The following is a 16,975-nucleotide window of genomic DNA, read 5'->3' as shown; positions in this document are numbered from 1 at the left end:
TCCGGGTCACCGGCCCTCGGACACCCGACGCTGCCGCAGCACCGCGACCCGGCGGTAGAGCTGGGCCGCCTCCGCGGCGCGGCCGAGCTGCTCCAGGCAGTGGGCCTCGTCGTTGCGACTGGCGAGGGTGTCGGGGTGGTCGGCGCCCAGGACCCGTTCCCGGGCGGCGGCCACCCGCCGGTACGCGGACAGCGCGTCCGGCCAGCGGCCCAGCCAGCCCAGGCCGACGGCCACCTCGCGACGGCTGACCAGGGTGTCCGGGTGGTCGACGCCGAGGACCCGCTCGCGGATCGCGCAGACGTCGCGGGCCTCGGCGAGCGCCTCCTCCCAGCGGCCCAGCCGGCCCAGGTTGACGCCCAGGCCGTGGCGGGCCCGCAGGGTCTCCGGGTGGGCGGGGCCGTGGACCCGGGTGCGGTCGTCGACGAGGGCGCGGTAGAGCTGGAGCGCCTGCGCGCTGCGGCCCAGACGGCCGAGGCTGATGCCGACCTCGTAGCGGGCGGCGAGGGTGTCCGGGTGGTCCGGGCCGAGGGCGTGGGCGCGGGCGTCGGCGACCTCGCGGTAGGTCTCCAGCGCCTCGGTCCAACGTCCCAACTGGCCCAGCGCGTACGCGACCTCGTAGCGGGTGACCAGGGTGTCGGGGTGGTGCGGGCCGAGGACGCGGGCGCGGGCCGCGGCCACCTCCTCGGCCATGCGGTGGGAGTCCTCCAGGCGGCCGAGTCTGCTGAGGTTGAACGCGAGGTTGTGGCGGCAGCGCAGGGTGTCGGGGTGGTCGGCGCCCATCGCCCGCTCCCGGTCGGCCAGCACCGACGTGTAGACCTGGTGCGCGTCGACGTGCCGGCCCAACTGACCCAGTACGTAGGCCATCTCCTGGCGTGCGGCGAGCGTGTCGGGGTGGTCCGCGCCGAGCGCGAGGCTGCGGGAGCGAGCGACGTGCTTGTACTCGCGCAGCGCGTCGGCGGCGCGGCCGGTCCGGCTGAGGGTGAAGGCGAGTTCGTAGCGGCTGGCGAGGGTGTCGGGGTGGTCGGGGCCGAGGAGGCGTTCGCGTTCGGCGGCCACCGCCCGGTGCACCTCGCGGGCCTCCGTCCAGCGGCCGAGGCGGCCCAGGCTCAGCCCGGCGCCATGCCGTCCGGCCAGCGCGGTCAGCGCTGCCGCCGAGGCGACGGGCGGCGCACCCGTGGCGCCGGAGGGCCGCGGGATCCATTCGCCGGTGAGACCGGCGGCCGCGTCGGGGGGTGTGCTGCGCGGTCCGGTGCCGGTGGCCTTGTGGCCGGTGGTCATGCCCCGCGTCCAGGACGGCAGGCGCGACGCGCGGCCGGCGGGCGGCTCGGGCCCGGTCCCCTGCCGCGCGGTCACCACGGTGGGCACGTACGCCGGTGTGGTGCGGCCGAGGCTGATGCGGCGGCCCAGTTCGCCTCCGTCGCGCGGGCGTTCCTCGGGGCGTTTGGCGAGCAGCTCCAGGATGACCTTCTCCAGGTACTCGGGGAGGTCGGCGCGGTGGCCGCGCGGGGGCCGGGGCGGGGTGTCGCGGTGGCCGACGAGGACCGCCCAGGGGTCGTCGAGGTCGAACGGCGGGACGCCGGTGGCGATCTCGTACAGCACGCAGCCCAGGGAGTACAGGTCGCTGCGCTGGTCGACCTCCTCGCCGCCGATCTGCTCCGGCGACATGTAGTGGGGGGTGCCCATCGCCACGCCCGTGCCGGTGAGCCGGGAGGTGAACCCGATGTCGTGGGCGAGGCGCGCTATGCCGAAGTCGCAGATCTTCACGGTGCCGTCTGCGACGCGCATGATGTTCGCCGGCTTCAGGTCGCGGTGCACGATGCCCTGCTGGTGGGTGTAGGCGAGGGCGGCGGCTACCTGCTCGGCAATGTCGACGACGTCCGCGACGGGCAGCGGATGGTGCTTGTTGTCCTCCAGGAGCTGGCTGAGGTTGCGGCCCTCCAGGAGCTCCATCACCAGGAACAGCACCCCGTCGGACTCGCCGAAGTCGTGGACGACCGTGACCCCGCGGTGCTGGAGCGCGGCCGCGACCCGGGCCTCGCGGCGGAACCGCTCCCGCAGGACCCGCATGAAGGACGGGTCGTGGTGCGGCCCCAGCGGATTGAGGCACTTGACGGCGACGCGCCGGCCCAGTGACTCGTCCCGTGCCATCCAGACCTCGCCCATACCGCCCCGCCCGATCGGTTCGAGCAGCCGGTACCGGCCCTGGATCAGCCTGCTTTCCCCCATCTGCCGCGCTCGCCCCCCGTATGGTCCACCCTCCCGGCTCGTCCAGTATGGCGAGCTATCGTCCGAGTTTGTACGGTGCCGGGCGGGCGCCGGGGCCCAGCCGGTCCATGGCGCGCAGGATGTGTTTGGGCGGGAGTTGCCAGCGCAGACGTGCGGGAACACAGCGCAGCACGGTGCCGGTGGCACGCAACCGGCGGGTGACGACGGCGGGTTCCGGGGCCGGCCGTCCGTACAGCTCGTGGGCGTACGGCGGCAGAGCGGCGTATGCCAGCCGGGCCACGCGCCGCCACAGCACCTCGCGCGCCGGGACGAGGAGGGGGTGCGTCGGCGGACGGAGCAGGAAGTCGTCCACGACGCGTGCCTCGGGCCCGCAGGACAGCTCGGGCCGCACGGTCTCGAAGTACCCCGCCATCTCCTCCTGGTCGCCCGGCACCCCTTCGGGGTCCAGGCCCACCAGGCGGGCGGCGACCCGGTGTTCGGCGATGTAGCGGTCGGCCTGGGCGTCGGTGAGCGGGAAGCCGGAGCGGCGCGCGACCTGGAGGTAGGAGTCGATCTCGGCGCAGTGCACCCACAGCAGCAGCGCGGGCTCGTCGACGCCGTACCGCTCGCCGGTGTCCGGGTCGGTGGCGCCCAGCATGCGGTGGATCTTCCGGACCCGGGCACCGGCCTTCTCGGCGGCCTCGGTGGTGCCGTAGGTCGTGGTGCCGACGAAGTCGGCGGTCCGCAGCAGCCGGCCCCAGGCGTCCCGGCGGAAGTCGGAGTTCTGCAGGACGCCGCGCACCGCGCGCGGGTGCAGCGCCTGGAGGTAGAGGGCGCGGATTCCGGCGACCCACATCATGGGGTCGCCGTGCAGCTGCCAGGTGACCGAGTTCGGGGTGAACAGCCCGGGATCGCCCATACCGGCAGGGTAGGGGATCTCCCGCCGCCCATCCCGGGCTCGCGGCGTCCGACGTGATCGACGAGACATCTTCTAACGGCGTACCCGCGGCATCCCCAGCCCGATCCAGGCGATGATCTCGCGCTGGATCTCGTTGTTGCCGCCGCCGAAGGTGAAGATGACCGCCGAGCGGTAGCCGCGTTCCAGTTCGCCGCGCAGGACGGCGCCCGCCGAGCCCTCCTTCAGGGCGCCGGGCGCGGCGGCGACCTCCATCAGCCAGGCGTAGGCGTCGCGGCGGGCCTCGGAGCCGTAGACCTTGACGGCGGAGGCGTCCTGCGGGGTGAGGCTGCCGTCCTCGACGGCGCTGACCATCTTCCAGTTCAGGAGCCTGAGGGCGTCGAGCCGGGTGTGGGTCTGCGCGAGGCGGCGGCGCACCCAGGGCAGGTCGATCACCCGGCGCCCGTCGGCGAGCTTGGTCTCCATGGCCCAGCGCTGGACGTCGTGCAGGGCGCGGACGGCCATGGTGCCGTGGGCGGCGAGGGTGACGCGTTCGTGGTTGAGCTGGTTGGTGATCAGGCGCCAGCCCTGGTTCTCCTCGCCGACGCGGCGGGAGACGGGGACGCGGATGTCCTCGTAGTAGCTGGCCGTGGTGTCGTGGGAGGCGAGGGTGTGGATGAGGGTGCAGGAGTAGCCGGGGTCGGCGGTCGGCACCAGGAGCATGGTGATGCCCTTGTGCGGCGGGGCGTCCGGGTCGGTGCGCACCGCGAGCCACACCCAGTCGGCGGTGTCGCCGTTGGTCGTCCAGATCTTCTGTCCGTCGACGACGTAGTGGTCGCCGTCGCGGACCGCGCGGGTGCGCAGGGCGGCAAGGTCGGTGCCGGCCTCGGGCTCGCTGTATCCGATGGCGAAGTCGATGTCGCCGGAGAGGATCCTCGGCAGGAAGTACGCCTTCTGTTCGTCCGTGCCGTACTGCATGATCGTCGGCCCGACGGTGTTGAGCGCCATGAGCGGCAGGGGGACGCCGGCCTGCGCGGCCTCGTCGAAGAAGATGAACTGCTCGACGGCGGTCAGTCCGCGTCCGCCGTACTCCTCGGGCCAGCCCACGCCGAGCCAGCCGTCCGCCCCGAGCCGCCGGATCGTGGCGCGGTAGTGCCGTTTCTGGGCGGCCGGGTCGCCGAACGGGGTGGCGGCGTCCGGCACCAAGCCGGCGAAGTAGGCGCGCAGTTCGCTGCGCAGCCGCTGCTGCTCGGGCGTGTATGCGAGGTGCACGGCGCCTCCAGGCTCCCAGGGCTGGTCCTGACGGCGCACACCGTAGAACGTGTTCCAGAAATAGGGAATGGCGAGGAGGGTCCGCGATCCGCGCGGGGGACGGGTCTCAGACGAGCAGCGCCATGAAGTCGGTGCACGCCCGGGCGCACGCACGGCAGGCCAGGGCGGTCTCCTCCGCCTCCGGGTGCCGCTCGAAGACGTGCGCGCTCTCCAGGCAGACCGTGCGGGTCCACTCCAGCTGCATGCGCAGCGTGTCCTCGGCGTCCTTGTCGAAGTGGCCCTGGTCGGACAGCATCCGGCAGGTCGCGTCGCAGACCTCGGCGCACAGGATGCCCTTGCGGCGCAGCAGTTCGTGGTCGTCGACCCCGTCCGGGTCGACGAGGCTGGCACGCAGGGCGCAGGCCCGGGCGCATTCCGTGCAGGCCTGCGCACAGGTGAAGCGGTCCTCCAGGAACCGGACGAGTTCTTGTTGCGATGCCGTGGTCACAGGAGCCGGGTAGCCCCGCCCGCCCGGCGTCAAACCCGCGCCCGGCGTCGGCACCCGCCTGGTTCACGCGGGGTTCCGGGGGTATACGCCGGCCATGAACATCGCATCGACGGACATCGCCGCAGAAGGTGCCCTGGGTATCGGACTGGCCGTGGTCGGCCTGGTCCTCGTGGCGCTGCTCATCGGCGCCTTCGCCCTGGGGGTGCGCTCCAAGCGCCGGGAACCGCCCCGCCCCCGCCCCGAGGAACAGCCGCGGCTGCCCGCGGACGGCCCGGTCCACGAGATCCGGGAGAACCGCGAGCCCGACGAGGTGCCCCGGAGCGACCAGCGCACGACCCCGCACGAGATGCCCGGCAGCGGCAACGTCTCCTCCCGCGGCAGCTCCTCCAAGGGACGGCGCCGCTGGGACGAGGGCCGCAGCGGCTCGTTCGGCGGCGGCGGCTCGGGCTGACACCCGTCCCGTCCGGCGCGCTCGTCCCAGGGATCGGCGCGGACCCCAGGAATGCCCGGGGTCCGCGCCGTCGTCGTGCGCCACACCGGCCGGCCCCGGCGTGCGCTCGGTGATCCCGCTCAGTACGGTGCTGTTCCGGTGTCCGGGATCGGGTAGTGGGGAGGCGCCATGTCCGGCGGCAAGACGGGGAAGCTGGCGCGCAAGACGTACGAGAAGGAGCTGCTGCGGCTGCAGACGGAGCTGGTGAGGCTCCAGGAGTGGGTGCGGGCCGAGGGGGCCCGGCTGGTCGTGGTCTTCGAGGGCCGGGACGCGGCGGGCAAGGGCGGCACCATCAAGCGCGTCACGGAGCATCTCAATCCCCGGGCGGCCCGGATCGCGGCGCTGCCCAGGCCGACCGAGCGGCAGCGCACCCAGTGGTACTTCCAGCGGTACATCGAGCATCTGCCGGCCGCCGGTGAGATCGTCCTGTTCGACCGCAGCTGGTACAACCGCGCGGGCGTCGAGCACGTCATGGGGTTCTGCACCAAGGAGGAGCACGAGCTCTTCCTGCGGCAGTGCCCGCTGTTCGAGCGGATGCTGGTGGAGGACGGCATCCTGCTGCGCAAGTACTGGTTCTCGGTGAGCGACGAGGAGCAGCAGGAGCGGTTCCGGCGGCGTCTGGAGGACCCGCTGCGCCGCTGGAAGCTGTCCCCCATGGACCTGGAGTCGATCACCCGCTGGGAGGACTACTCGCGGGCCAAGGACGAGATGATGGTCCACACCGACATCACCGAGGCGCCCTGGTACGTCGTGGAGAGCGACGACAAGCGCCGGGCCCGGGTGAACATGATCGCCCACCTGCTGGGCTCCGTGCCCTACGACGACGTCCCCCCGCCGGTCATCGAGATGCCCGAGCGGCCGGAGTCGACCGGCTACCGGCGCCCGCCGCGCGAACTGCGCACCTACGTCCCGGACCACGCCGCCGGTCTGTAGGGCCGGGCGCTCAGGCCGGGCGGGCGCGGACGACGGCGACCGGGCACGGCGCGTGGTGGAGGACGGCCTGACTGACCGAGCCCAGGAGCAGACCGGTGAAACCGCCCCGGCCGCGGGCGCCGACCACGAGCAGCCCGGCGTCCGCGCCCGCCGCGATCAGGGTGTGCCGGACCCGGCCGCGCACCAGCCTGCGCTCGACTCTCACGTCCGGGTACAGGTCGCCCAGTCCGCCGAGCGCCTCGGCGAGCACCCGTTCCTCCTCGTCATGCAGCCGGCCCTCGTCGTACGTGACGAAGGGCGGGTCGGCCGGTGAGGCGTAGGCGCGCTCGGTCCGGTTGTTCCACACGTGCAGCGCCACCAGGTCCGTGCCGTGCCGGGACGCCTGGGAGAAGGCGAACTCGACGGCGTCGCGGGCGGCGGGCGAGCCGTCGACGGCGAGCAGGACCGGCGGCCCGGCCGGCCGGGGGCCGCCGCGCACCACGACGACCGGGCAGGAGGCGTGGGCGGCGAGGTGCCCGGCGGTGGACCCGACCATCAGGGAGCCGAACCGGCTCAGGCCCCGGCTGCCGACGACGACCATGGACGCGGTGCGCGACTCGATCTCCAGCACCTCGACGGGGTGGCCGACGACGACCTCGTGGGTGGTCTGGACGCCGGGGGCCGCCGTGTGGGCGCGCTGTTCGGCCTCGCCGAGCGTGCCGTCGATGAGCTGGTGCACACCGGCCGTCGAAGCGGGCTGCCAGGGGCGGCCCCCGGCCGGGATGCGCGCGGGCGGCCTGCCGAAGGCGTGCACCACGCGCAAGGCCACACCGTGCGCGCGGGCCTCGCGGGCGGCGGTCTGCACCGCCGTGAGGCTCGACGGCGACCCGTCCACGCCCACCACGACTGGGTCGGCACCGTCCATGGTCATCCCCTTCCCGGGCCGCTCCCCCGCTCTTCCAGGGTCGCCCCGCGGCCGGTGTCCCGCACGGCCCGGCCGCCGCGGACCGGCGCGTCAGCCGGGGAGGGCCAGCCGGGCCGTGTCACCGGGCTCGACGGACACCTCGCGGTCCGGCAGGCGGAGGGTGATCGGTGAGATGTCGGAGGACGGCACCGCGACCTCCAGCAGGCCGCGTTCCAGCCGCAGCCGCACACCCCAGTTGCCCTGGTAGCGCAGCGAGAAACCGTACGACGACAGCTCGGGCAGCGGCACCGGGTCCAGGCGCAGGGCGCCGTCGCGGGTCTCCAGGCCGGTCAGCCCGCGCTGGACGAGGTCGAGGGTGCCGGCCATGGCGCCCAGGTGGATGCCCTCGCCGGTGGTGCCGCCCTGGACGTCGGCGATGTCGCCCTGGAGTGCCTCCTGCACGAACGTCCACGCCTCGCTGCGCCGGCACCGGGCGAGCACCCAGCCGTGGACGAGGCCGCTGAGGGTGGAACCGTGGCTGGTGCGGTGCAGGTAGTACTCGACGGTGCGCCGCCACACGTCCTCGTCCATCCGGTGCCCGAGCCTGCGGAACAGCGCGCCCAGTTCGGACGGCGAGAACAGATAGCCGAGCATCAGGACGTCGGCCTGCTTGGACGCCTTGTAGCGGTTGACGGTGTCGCCCTCCGCCTCCAGGATCCGGTCGAGCCGCCGGATGTCGCCGTACCGCTGCCGGTAGCCGTGCCAGTCCAGTTCGGACAGGTCGCCGTAGCCCTCGAACTGGCTGACGACCCCGTCGTGGAAGGGGACGTGCAGGGTGCGGGAGACCTCCTGCCAGCGTTCGAGCTCCCCGCCGTCCAGGGCGGTCCGCTCGGCGAGTTCACGGCGGCGCGGCTCGGGCAGGCTGTCCATGAGGTCGAGCGTGCGGGCGAGCACCCAGGCCGCGGTGACGTTCGTGTACGCGTTGTCGTCGAGTCCGGGGATGTCGGCGTCCGGGTAGGCCTCGTGGTACTCGTCGGGCCCGACGACGCCCTTGACGCGGTGCCGGCCCAAGGCGTCGTCGTACTCCGCCATGTCCGCCCAGAAGCGGGCGATCTGGAGCAGCATCTCGGCGCCCTTGGTGTGCAGGAATTCCGTGTCGCCGCTCGCCTCGCAGTACTGCCACACGTTGTACGCGATGGCCGAGCCGACGTGGTGCTGGATCCAGGAGTGGTCGGGCAGCCAGCGTCCCGAGCGAGGGTTGAGGTGGAGCTGCTGGGTCTCCTCGCGTCCGTCGCTGCCGCTCTGCCACGGGTACATCGCGCCGCGCCGGCCGGCCCGCGCGGCGGTGGTGCGGGCCTGTTCGAGGCGCCGGTGGCGGTAGTGCAGCAGGGCGCGGGAGACCTCCGGGAAGTGCAGGTTGAGGTAGGGCAGGACGAACAGTTCGTCCCAGAAGACGTGGCCGCGGTAGGCCTCGCCGTGCAGGCCGCGCGCGGGGACGCCGACGTCGAGGTCGGCGGTGTGCGGGGAGAGGGTCTGCAGGACGTGGAAGAGGTGCAGCCGCAGGATGCGGCCGGGTTCGCCGGGCACGTCGAGTTCGGCGCGGCGCCACAACTGGCCCCAGGCGATCCGGTGCGTGGCGGTCAGCGCGTCGAATCCGGGCAAGCGGGCGACGCGGTCGGCGGCCGCGTGCAGGGGATCGCTGATGGCGGGGTCGTGGGAGGTGTGCAGGGCGACGGTCTTGTCCACGGTGGCGGGGCGTCCGGGCGCCAGGTCGAGCGTGACGTGCTGGACGATGCGGGACGTCTCGCGGCGGACCGTGACGGGGGCGTCGGCGCTCAGCCGGGCGGCGAGGCCGATCCGGACGTCGGACGTGCGGGTGCGGCAGCGCAGCCACACCGTGTCCGGGGCGGAGCTGCCGCCGTGCACGTGGGTGAGGTGACGGCCGTCGAGGTCCCGGTAGCGCGCCACGCCGGAGTTGGTCACTCCCCCGTCGAGGGCCGCCTCGACCTCCAGCGGACCGGCCGGGCCCTCGGCCGTGAACTCGGTGCGCAGCGCGGCGACATGGGGGTCGGCCATGTGCACCAGACGCCACTGGCGCACCGTCAGAATACGTCCGCCGTCGAGGCTGAACCGGGTCAGGCGCTCCAGCACGCCCGCGGCCAGGTCGAGGCCCTGCCGGTGCTCCAGCACGTCGGCGGAGTCGGGGTCGATCCAGTTCCCCTCGGGGAGGCGGAAGCGCAGCGGGAGCCAGTTGGGGACGTTGACCATGTCCTCGTTCTCGACCCTGCGGCCCGAGACCTCCGAGGTGAGGCGGTTGTAGATGCCCGCCACGTAGGTCCCCGGGTAGTGGACGTCGTCGGCGTCGCACTCGGGGAGCGCGCCCCGAGTGGCGAAGTAGCCGTTGCCGAGCGTGCACAGGGACTCCCGCAGCCTCTCGTCGGCGGCCTTGTATCCCTCGTACTCCCAGCTCCAGCCGTCCGCCTCGGCGTCCCTGCCCACGTCCGTCACTTCGGCTCTCCTCCCGCGCACAGTTCCCCGAGGTCGCGGACGACGATGTCGGCGCCGTGCCGCAGCAGGCGCGCGGCGGTGTCCGCGCCGGCCGCCCGGTCCACGCCGACGACCAGGGCGAAGCCACCGCTGCGCCCCGCCTCCACGCCCGCCAGGGCGTCCTCGACGACGGCGGCCCGTCCGGCGGGCACGCCGAGCCGGCCGGCCGCCTCCAGGAACAGGTCGGGTTCCGGCTTGCCCGCGAGACCCAGCCGGGCCGCCTCGCCCCCGTCCACGAGCACGTCGAACAGGTCGAGCACGCCGGCCCGGCCCAGCAGTTCCCCGGCGTGCCGGGACGCGGAGGCGGCGGCCCGGGGAACTCCGGCCGCCCGCAGCTCCCGCACCAGCCGTACGGTCCCCGGGTAGACGTCGACGCCCTGCTCGCGGAGCCGGTCGGTGAACAGGCGGTCCTTGGCCGCGGCGATCGCCCGCACCGTCCCGGGCGTGGCGTCGACGCCGCGCGCGGCGAGGAAGGCGGCGGCCCCGTCGAGCCGGGACCTGCCGTCCACGTGGCGCAGATAGTCCTCCCGTACGTCGAACGGGCGGCGCGCGGCGGGGTCGCCGGGCGGATGTGCGCGCAGGTAGTCGTCGAAGGCCACCTTCCACGCCGCCGCGTGCAGCTTCGCGGAGTCGGTGATCACCCCGTCGGTGTCGAAGACGACGGCCCCCACGTCCCTCAGGACGGGAGCGAGGGACCCCTCGGGGGCGGGGGCGGTCACGGCCGGTGCCCCGGACGGGCGAGCGGCGGGTCAGGGCGGGCCGCCGGGGAACGCGGTGCCGGTGGGCCGTCGGAGCGGTGTCCTGCCGGGCCGGTGTCACTGTTCGTGAGGCCCACGGCCTCCTCACCTCCCTGTCACGGCGGTCCCGCGTCCGGTGGGATCCGCTCACGGCTACCCGCCGATCCTGGCCCTGTCCCCACCAGGCCGCCCATGGGCCGGACGTCCCGTGCGGCGGCCGGGCGGGTCAGAGCAGGGACGGGCCGCCGCTCAGCTGCGGGTACAGCGCCTCGGTCCCCTGGCACAGCGCGTCCCGCACCCGCCGGCTGACGTCGTCGGCGACCACCTCGTGCAGTCCGGCGTCGACGCCCTCCAGGGTCGCGCGGGCCACTTCCGCGGGGTCGGCCTTCGGACCGGTCACGGTCGCCGCCATGTCGGTGGCGAGGTAGCTGACGTGCAGGGCGGTGACCTGGGTCCCCTGGCCCGCGAGGGCCAGCCGCAGGGCGTTGGTCACCGACCACTCGGCGGACTTCGCGGCGGCGTATCCGGCGCTGGGGACGATCGACACCCAGGACAGCACGGAGAGGACGTTGACGAGGGCGCCGCCGCCGTTGCGGCCGAGGATGGGCGCGAAGGCCCGGCTCATGGCGAGCGTGCCGAGCACATGGGTCTCGAACTCCGTGCGGAACGCGTCCAGTTCCGCGGTGAGGATGTGCGCCCTGGTCGTGGAGCCGGCGTTGTTGATGAGGAGGGTGACGTCCTCGGCGAGGTCGGCCGCGGCGAGGACCGACTCGTGGTCGGTGATGTCCAGGGCGACCGGTTCGGCCTCCGGCACGGTGACCTTCGCGGGATCGCGGGCCCCGGCGTAGACCTTGGCGGCTCCAGCGCCGAGCAGTGCCCGGACGAACTGCTCCCCGAGCCCGCGGTTGGCTCCGGTGACGAACGCGACAGACCCTTCCACCTTCATGCGTGCACCTTCCCGGCATGTGGTCCCGCGGGCTGACGACCGATCGGTCACGCTGCGGTTCGCCGGCCCGTGGCGGTCTCTCCGAAGCTATATCGCCCGACCGGCCGTCACCACTTGACGCCGGCCGTGCTCCGCGGTCCCGTGCCCGGAACGGGACGTGGCCGTCCCGGGCACGGGGCACCGCAGGGGGTCACCAGGCACTCGCGCCGCCGTCGACGGCGTAGTCGGCGCCGGTGATGTAGCCCGCCCGGTCCGAGGCGAGGAACGCGGCGAGTTCGACGACCTCCTCGGGGCGGGCGAACCGCTTGAGGAGCGTCTTGCCGGTGATCGCGTCCCGGGCGGCCCGGTCGTCGCCGAGGTCACGGTCGCTGGCCGGGGTGAGCACCGGGCCGGGGCTGATCGCCACCGCGCGGATGCCGTGCGGTGCCCCCTCCAGCGCGAGCTGCCGGGTCATGCCGATGACACCGGCGTTGGCGGCGGTGTGGGCGACCATCGGAGGAGTGGCGCCGGCGACGAGACCGGCCACCGAGGCGACGTTGATGATGACGCCGCCGCCGCGCCGGACCAGGTGCGGCCAGGTGAACTTCGACACGAGGAAGGGGATGTGGAGTTCGCCCGCGACGGTCGCGTGCCAGTCCTCCACCGAGAAGTCGGGCATCGGGCCGAAGCGCTGCACGGCCGCGTTGTTGTAGATCACGTCGAGTCCGCCGTACGCCGCGGCGGCCTCGTCGGCGAGCCGCCGCACCGCGTCCGCGTCGGTGAGGTCGACCGGGGCGATGCTCGTCATCTCGCCGCCCGCGCGGCGGACGAGTCCGGCCGTCTCCTCGTTGGCCGCGACCTGGATGTCGGCGCCGACGACGCGGGCGCCCTCGCGGGCGAAGACGAGAGCCGCGACCCGGCCCATGCCGCCCGCGGTGCCGGTGATGAGCGCCACCTTGCCGTCGAGTGTTCCCATGGCACTGCTCCTGAGTGAGGCGCGCGGCGCGGGGGTGCGCCACGCGGTGGGGTATGCGGTGGCTCGGAACAAGCCGCCGCATTTTGCTTGATGCGTCAAGCAAATAACTTCAACCCCGCCCGGCGCGGATCCATTCCCCGGGGAGTCAGGCCGCCTCGCCGGACGCCGTCGACGCGGCGGCGCGGGCCCGGCCCACGGCACGGCCGAGTTCGGTCCGCGGGAACCGGTCGAGCATGGCGCGCAGTTCACCGGCCCCGACGTACGCGCCGAAGGGTTCGGAGCCGGGCTGGAGCCGCACCCCGTCGGCGAGAGTCCCCGCCACGACGGGGTCGAAGCCGAGGCTCCGGACCAGCCGGGCCACCACGGCACGATCCTCCGGCCGGTCACCGGCTACGGCGATCGCCGAGGGGTCGGCGGCACCGGCGGCCGGGCCCCGCCCTCCAGGTCGCGGTAGCCCATGTGGTTGAACGCCTTGACGATGCGCGAGTCCGGCAGGAACGCCTGGACCAGTTCGCTGGTGGAACGGCGCGGGTCACCGAACTCCTCGCGTACGCCGTCGGCCTCCCACCAGTAGTTCATGGCGTCGATCACCAGCCTGCCCCGCAGCGCCTCCACCGGGACGCTCCGGTACCTGCCCAGGGGCAGGGCCAGGATCACCACGTCGGCGGCCGAGGCGGCCTCCGCGGCGGTGACCGGGACCGCGCCGGGGGCGAGGACGTCCACGGTGAGGGCGATGGCGCCGGGCTCGCCCGACCCCGAGATCAGCACGCGGAAGCCCGCCGCCAGGGCGAGCAGCCGGGCCAGCACGGTGCCGAGCTTGCCCGCGCCGAGGATGCCGACCGTGCGCACATCCGTGTCCATCGGGTCTCCTTCCGTTCCGTCCGGGTCAGCCGGCCAGCAGATCGCGGACCATGGGGATCACCTTGGTGCCGTACAGCTCGACCGCGCGGAGCCGGGCGCTGACGGGCAGCGCCCCCGCGGTGTAGAGGAGGTCGAACCGGCCCACGCCGAGCGAGCGGACGTTGGCGGCGATCTTGCGGGCGACCGTCTCGGGCGAGCCGATGCAGAGGGAGCCGTGCTCGATCTCGGCCTCGTACTCGGCGCGCCGCAGCGGGGGCCAGCCGCGCTGGGCCCCGATGCGGTCGCGGATCTCCCGGTACGGCTGCCAGTGCGCGTCCCGGGCCTCCTCGTCGGTGTCGGCGACGAAACCGGGCGAGTGCATGCCGACCGGGTGGGCGGCGGTGCCGAGCTGGTCCGTCGCGCGCCGGTAGAGGTCCACGTAGGGGACGAAGCGCCCCGGGGGGCCGCCGATGATCGCGAGCATCATCGCGAGGCCGTGCCGCGCGGTGCGCAGGACGGACTGGGGTGAGCCGCCGACACCGACCCAGGTGGTGAGGCGCCCCGACTCGGTCCGGGGCAGGACCTGGGCGTCCCTGAGCGGGGCCCGCACCGTGCCCTCCCAGGTGACGGGCCGCTCCTCGAGGAGGCGCACGAACAGGTCGAGCTTCTCCTCGAACAGCACCTCGTAGTCGGCGAGGTCATAGCCGAAGAGCGGGAAGGACTCGGTGGACGAGCCGCGGCCGAGGATGACCTCGGCGCGCCCGCCGGACAGCGCGTCGACGGTGGCGAACCGCTGGAAGACCCGGACCGGGTCGTCGGAGCTCAGGACGGTCACCCCCGAGGAGAGGCGGATGCGGGCGGTGCGCGTGGCGATGCCGGCGAGCACGGTCTCCGGAGTCGACACGGCCCACTCGGGGCGGTGGTGCTCCCCCACGGCGAGCACGTCGACGCCGACGCCGTCGGCCAGGACGGCCTCGTCGACGACCTGCCGGATCGCCGCGGCGTCGGTGAGCAGGGCACCGGAGTCGTCCACGGGCACGTCACCGAACGTGTCGAGGCCGAGAACGAGCGCGGACGGGTCGTACGGGTCGGACATGCGGGCTCCTTCGTGTGCGGTGGGCGCAAGACGGGCACAGGATCGCTTTTCTTGACACGTCAAGTATTGCTTGGGATGCTTGACGCGTCAAACGAAAGGGGGCGGGGCGGGCGGACGACGCCGGGCCCACCCGACGACCGAAAAGCCGCGGATCCGGCGGGACTTCACCGAGACCGCGCAGGCGCTCCGCACCGAGCCGGCCGCACGGCTTGAGAGAACACGAGCCGCCGGGAGCCCGGGCCGACCGACGGGACACCCTCTGGCGCCGGGCAGTTGGGGGTTCCCCGGCAGGAGCGCCGCGTGTCCGCGCACGGCTCCCCGGGTGCGCCCCAAGGGGAACGAGAGCAGCATGGGGCAGTGGGGATCGCGGCCATGGCTCCGTAGGCGGGCGTGGCGCGCCCCCCTTCACAACGCGCGGCGACAGCGGGAGTGACCATGAGCGCGAAGCTGCTTTTCGTGATGACCGGGGCCTCGTACTGGACACTCAAGGACGGGACCAGGCACGCGACCGGCTATTGGGCCGAGGAGTTCGCGGCCCCCTACAAGGCGTTCACGGACGCCGGCCACCGGGTCACGGTGGCCACCCCCGGCGGCGTGATCCCGACCGTCGACATGATGAGCCTGCGCCCCGACATGGCCGGCGGCGCGGAGACCGCCGTCGAACTGGAGGGGATCATCCGCTCGGCGGAGGAGATGCGGCGGCCGATCCAGCTGTCCGACGCGCGGCTGGAGGACTACGACGCCGTCTACTTCCCGGGCGGACACGGCCCGATGGAGGACCTCTGGCAGGACCCCGACGCGGGACGGCTGCTGACCACGGCCCTGGCCTCCGGCAAACCACTGGCCATCGTCTGCCACGCACCGGCCTCCATGCTGTCCACCAGGATCCACGGCGTCTCCCCCTTCGCCGGCTACCGGGTCACCGCGTTCACCAACGACGAGGAGAACGCCGTCGGGCTGGCCTCCCGGGCACGGTGGCTCCTGGAGGACGAACTCAAGGCGCTCGGCGTGGACTTCGTACGCGGCGAGATGTGGAAGCCGTACACGGTCGTGGACCGCAACCTCTACACGGGGCAGAACCCGGCGTCGGCGGGGGCGCTCGCGTCCGAGCTGCTGAAGGCCCTGTAGGGGGCCCTGTGAGCGGCCCGGCCCCGCAGTCGGGACAGGCGGTCCACGGTGCCCAATTGCACTGTGGCCGTGGCGGATACGACGGCGATCAAGCCCCTCGATCAGGACGAGGAGGCGTTCCTCCGGGCCCTCGGAAGGGTCATGGCGTATCTGCCGCGCGTCGTCGACGCGGACATGGCCAGGGAACGGCCGATCACCGGCAGCGAATACACCGTGCTGGTGCATCTCTCCGAGGCCCCGGAGAACCCTATGCGGATGAGCGACCCGGCCCGTGTGCGCGGGCTGTCCCTGAGCGGGTTGACCCGCGTGGTCAAGCGTCTGGAGGCGCGGTCGCTCGTGCTCCGCGAGAAGTGCCCGGACGACGGCCGGGCCTGGCTCGCGGTCCTCACCGACGCGGGCTGGGAGCGTCTGAAGCCGGCCTGGCCGACCAACCTGGCGAGCGTGCGACGGCATGTCTTCTCCCGTCTCGAGGGCTGTGACGTCGCCGCCGCCCGGGACCTGGAGCGCATCGCCGCGGGCGACTGACCGGCGCCCGGTGGTCACCCCGTGGGTGCCGTCGTGGGGGCAGGGCGCCCCGGCCGGGCACAGTCACGAGCGACACCCCTGCCTGGCCGCCTGCTTCCGCACCTCGGGACCTCCGGAGAACAGCGCCCGCGTCGAGCGGCTGTGCGACGCCGGGCTGCGGCGGCCGGACGGCGTCGAACGCGACCTGGGACGGCACCTGGGCCCATCGTCCTGAGAGCGGGCCGCCGGACCCCGAGGGGCCGGGCGCTCCGCCCACGTTTCGCCCCGCCGAAGAACAGGAGGCCGCGTCATGCGGATCACCTTCCCGGGAGCGGTCGCGGACGCCGCGTACACGCACGTGAGCGGGGTGCTCGCCCCGCCCGTCCTCCAGCACAGCGTCCGGGTGTGGCTGCTCGCCGACCACATCGGCCGGCGGCAGGGCGTCGACGGCCCCGAACGCGAAGCCCTCGCCGTGGCCTGCCTGTTCCACGACGCGGGCACGGCCGACGTCTACGACGGGCCGGAGCGGTTCGAGGTGGAGGGCGCCGACGCGGCGCGCGTGTTCCTCGCGGGTCACAACTGGCCGCAGCCGCTCGTGCGGAGCGTGTGGGAGGCGATCGCGCTGCACACGTCGCCGGGGATCGCGGAGCGGATGGGACGCCTGCCCCGCCTCGTCCGGGAGGGCGTCCTCGCCGACTTCGGCCGGACCGACCTCATCCCGCCCGGCGACGAGAAGGCCCTCACCGCCGCCCTCACCGCCTTCCCGCGCCTGGACATCGAAGCCGTGCTGAGCGGCGCGGTGGTGGCGCAGGCGCTCCGGCGGCCGGAGAAGGCCCCGCCGTCGAGCTGGCCGGGCGGGCTGCTCGCCGCACACCGGGCCGGCCCGGGCGCGAACCCGGCCTTCTGACGCCCGGATGCGGGCCCGTAGCGGTACGCGGCTCACGTCCCCCCGGGACACCGGCCCGCCCGCGGAGATGACCCGCGCTCGCGCAGGACCGATACTTCCGACAGGAGGACTTCTCCGCGCCCCGCGTGCGATCGTTGACGCGTACCCGCT

The 16,975-nt window shown here is 73.8% G+C and carries 18 protein-coding genes; 6 read left to right on the top strand and 12 right to left on the bottom strand.

Annotated features, from left to right (window positions below):
- Positions 1-6 precede the first annotated feature (6 nt).
- The 4 genes from ACFRAC_RS05415 to ACFRAC_RS05400 all read right to left on the bottom strand — a co-directional run bounded on the left by ACFRAC_RS05415 (position 7) and on the right by ACFRAC_RS05400 (position 4,859).
- Positions 7-2,226, bottom strand: coding sequence for a tetratricopeptide repeat protein (locus tag ACFRAC_RS05415; RefSeq protein ID WP_382921014.1), 2,220 nt, complete (start codon positions 2,224-2,226; stop codon positions 7-9).
- A 55-nt stretch (positions 2,227-2,281) separates the two neighbouring features.
- Positions 2,282-3,124 carry an oxygenase MpaB family protein gene (locus ACFRAC_RS05410; protein WP_382921012.1) on the bottom strand — a complete coding sequence of 281 codons (843 nt, stop codon included), beginning with the start codon at positions 3,122-3,124 and terminating at the stop codon, positions 2,282-2,284.
- 72 nt (positions 3,125-3,196) lie between these two features.
- Complete coding sequence (locus ACFRAC_RS05405) at positions 3,197-4,372, bottom strand: acyl-CoA dehydrogenase family protein (protein WP_382921009.1); 1,176 nt, start codon at positions 4,370-4,372, stop codon at positions 3,197-3,199.
- Between the two features lie 106 nt (positions 4,373-4,478).
- Entirely contained in the window at positions 4,479-4,859 is a 381-nt protein-coding gene (locus tag ACFRAC_RS05400; protein ID WP_382921006.1) for a ferredoxin, read from the bottom strand.
- Positions 4,860-4,953: 94 nt separating this feature from the next.
- On the opposite strand from ACFRAC_RS05400, the gene ACFRAC_RS05395 reads away from it, so the two are divergent.
- Together ACFRAC_RS05395 and ppk2 are read left to right on the top strand one after the other, a co-directional pair.
- Complete coding sequence (locus ACFRAC_RS05395; RefSeq protein WP_382921003.1) at positions 4,954-5,310, top strand: DUF6479 family protein; 357 nt, start codon at positions 4,954-4,956, stop codon at positions 5,308-5,310.
- 168 nt (positions 5,311-5,478) lie between these two features.
- Positions 5,479-6,282: a polyphosphate kinase 2 gene (gene ppk2 / locus ACFRAC_RS05390; protein ID WP_382921000.1), complete on the top strand. Its 804-nt coding sequence runs from the start codon at positions 5,479-5,481 to the stop codon at positions 6,280-6,282.
- Positions 6,283-6,292: 10 nt separating this feature from the next.
- On the opposite strand, the gene ACFRAC_RS05385 is transcribed toward ppk2, so the two are convergent.
- From ACFRAC_RS05385 to ACFRAC_RS05350, 8 genes are all read right to left on the bottom strand, one after another.
- Entirely contained in the window at positions 6,293-7,192 is a 900-nt protein-coding gene (locus ACFRAC_RS05385; RefSeq protein WP_382920997.1) for a universal stress protein, read from the bottom strand.
- A gap of 84 nt (positions 7,193-7,276) precedes the next feature.
- Positions 7,277-9,673: a glycoside hydrolase family 65 protein gene (locus ACFRAC_RS05380; protein WP_382920994.1), complete on the bottom strand. Its 2,397-nt coding sequence runs from the start codon at positions 9,671-9,673 to the stop codon at positions 7,277-7,279.
- Entirely contained in the window at positions 9,670-10,431 is a 762-nt protein-coding gene (locus ACFRAC_RS05375; RefSeq protein WP_382920991.1) for an HAD family hydrolase, read from the bottom strand. The genes ACFRAC_RS05380 and ACFRAC_RS05375 overlap by 4 nt, the downstream gene beginning before the upstream one ends.
- Before the next feature lie 244 nt (positions 10,432-10,675).
- The gene (locus ACFRAC_RS05370) at positions 10,676-11,395 is read right to left on the bottom strand and encodes an SDR family oxidoreductase (RefSeq protein WP_382920987.1); all 720 of its coding nucleotides are present in this window, start codon (positions 11,393-11,395) and stop codon (positions 10,676-10,678) included.
- Positions 11,396-11,585: 190 nt separating this feature from the next.
- Positions 11,586-12,350, bottom strand: a complete 765-nt coding sequence (locus ACFRAC_RS05365; protein WP_382920984.1) for an SDR family NAD(P)-dependent oxidoreductase — start codon at positions 12,348-12,350, stop codon at positions 11,586-11,588.
- Between the two features lie 145 nt (positions 12,351-12,495).
- Entirely contained in the window at positions 12,496-12,711 is a 216-nt protein-coding gene (locus tag ACFRAC_RS05360) for a hypothetical protein (RefSeq protein ID WP_382920982.1), read from the bottom strand.
- Positions 12,712-12,740: 29 nt separating this feature from the next.
- Positions 12,741-13,211 (bottom strand): NADPH-dependent F420 reductase, encoded by a 471-nt coding sequence (locus ACFRAC_RS05355; RefSeq protein ID WP_382920979.1) that lies wholly within the window; start codon positions 13,209-13,211, stop codon positions 12,741-12,743.
- A 25-nt stretch (positions 13,212-13,236) separates the two neighbouring features.
- Entirely contained in the window at positions 13,237-14,286 is a 1,050-nt protein-coding gene (locus ACFRAC_RS05350) for an LLM class flavin-dependent oxidoreductase (RefSeq protein ID WP_382920976.1), read from the bottom strand.
- Between the two features lie 435 nt (positions 14,287-14,721).
- Between ACFRAC_RS05350 and ACFRAC_RS05345 the strand changes: the two genes are divergently transcribed.
- The 4 genes from ACFRAC_RS05345 (at position 14,722) to ACFRAC_RS05330 (ending at position 16,825) form a co-directional block, all read left to right on the top strand.
- Complete coding sequence (locus ACFRAC_RS05345) at positions 14,722-15,414, top strand: type 1 glutamine amidotransferase domain-containing protein (RefSeq protein ID WP_382920973.1); 693 nt, start codon at positions 14,722-14,724, stop codon at positions 15,412-15,414.
- 69 nt (positions 15,415-15,483) lie between these two features.
- Positions 15,484-15,939: a MarR family winged helix-turn-helix transcriptional regulator gene (locus ACFRAC_RS05340; RefSeq protein ID WP_382920970.1), complete on the top strand. Its 456-nt coding sequence runs from the start codon at positions 15,484-15,486 to the stop codon at positions 15,937-15,939.
- A 10-nt stretch (positions 15,940-15,949) separates the two neighbouring features.
- Entirely contained in the window at positions 15,950-16,153 is a 204-nt protein-coding gene (locus tag ACFRAC_RS05335; RefSeq protein ID WP_382920967.1) for a hypothetical protein, read from the top strand.
- Positions 16,154-16,228: 75 nt separating this feature from the next.
- Positions 16,229-16,825: an HD domain-containing protein gene (locus ACFRAC_RS05330; RefSeq protein ID WP_382920965.1), complete on the top strand. Its 597-nt coding sequence runs from the start codon at positions 16,229-16,231 to the stop codon at positions 16,823-16,825.
- The last annotated feature ends 150 nt before the right edge of the window (positions 16,826-16,975 follow it).

The organism is Streptomyces sp. NPDC056628, from assembly GCF_042792555.1.
In the GTDB taxonomy this organism is placed as follows: domain Bacteria; phylum Actinomycetota; class Actinomycetes; order Streptomycetales; family Streptomycetaceae; genus Streptomyces.
Note: the sequence above shows the minus strand (reverse complement) of the source record. Positions and strands in the feature narration are given on the sequence as shown.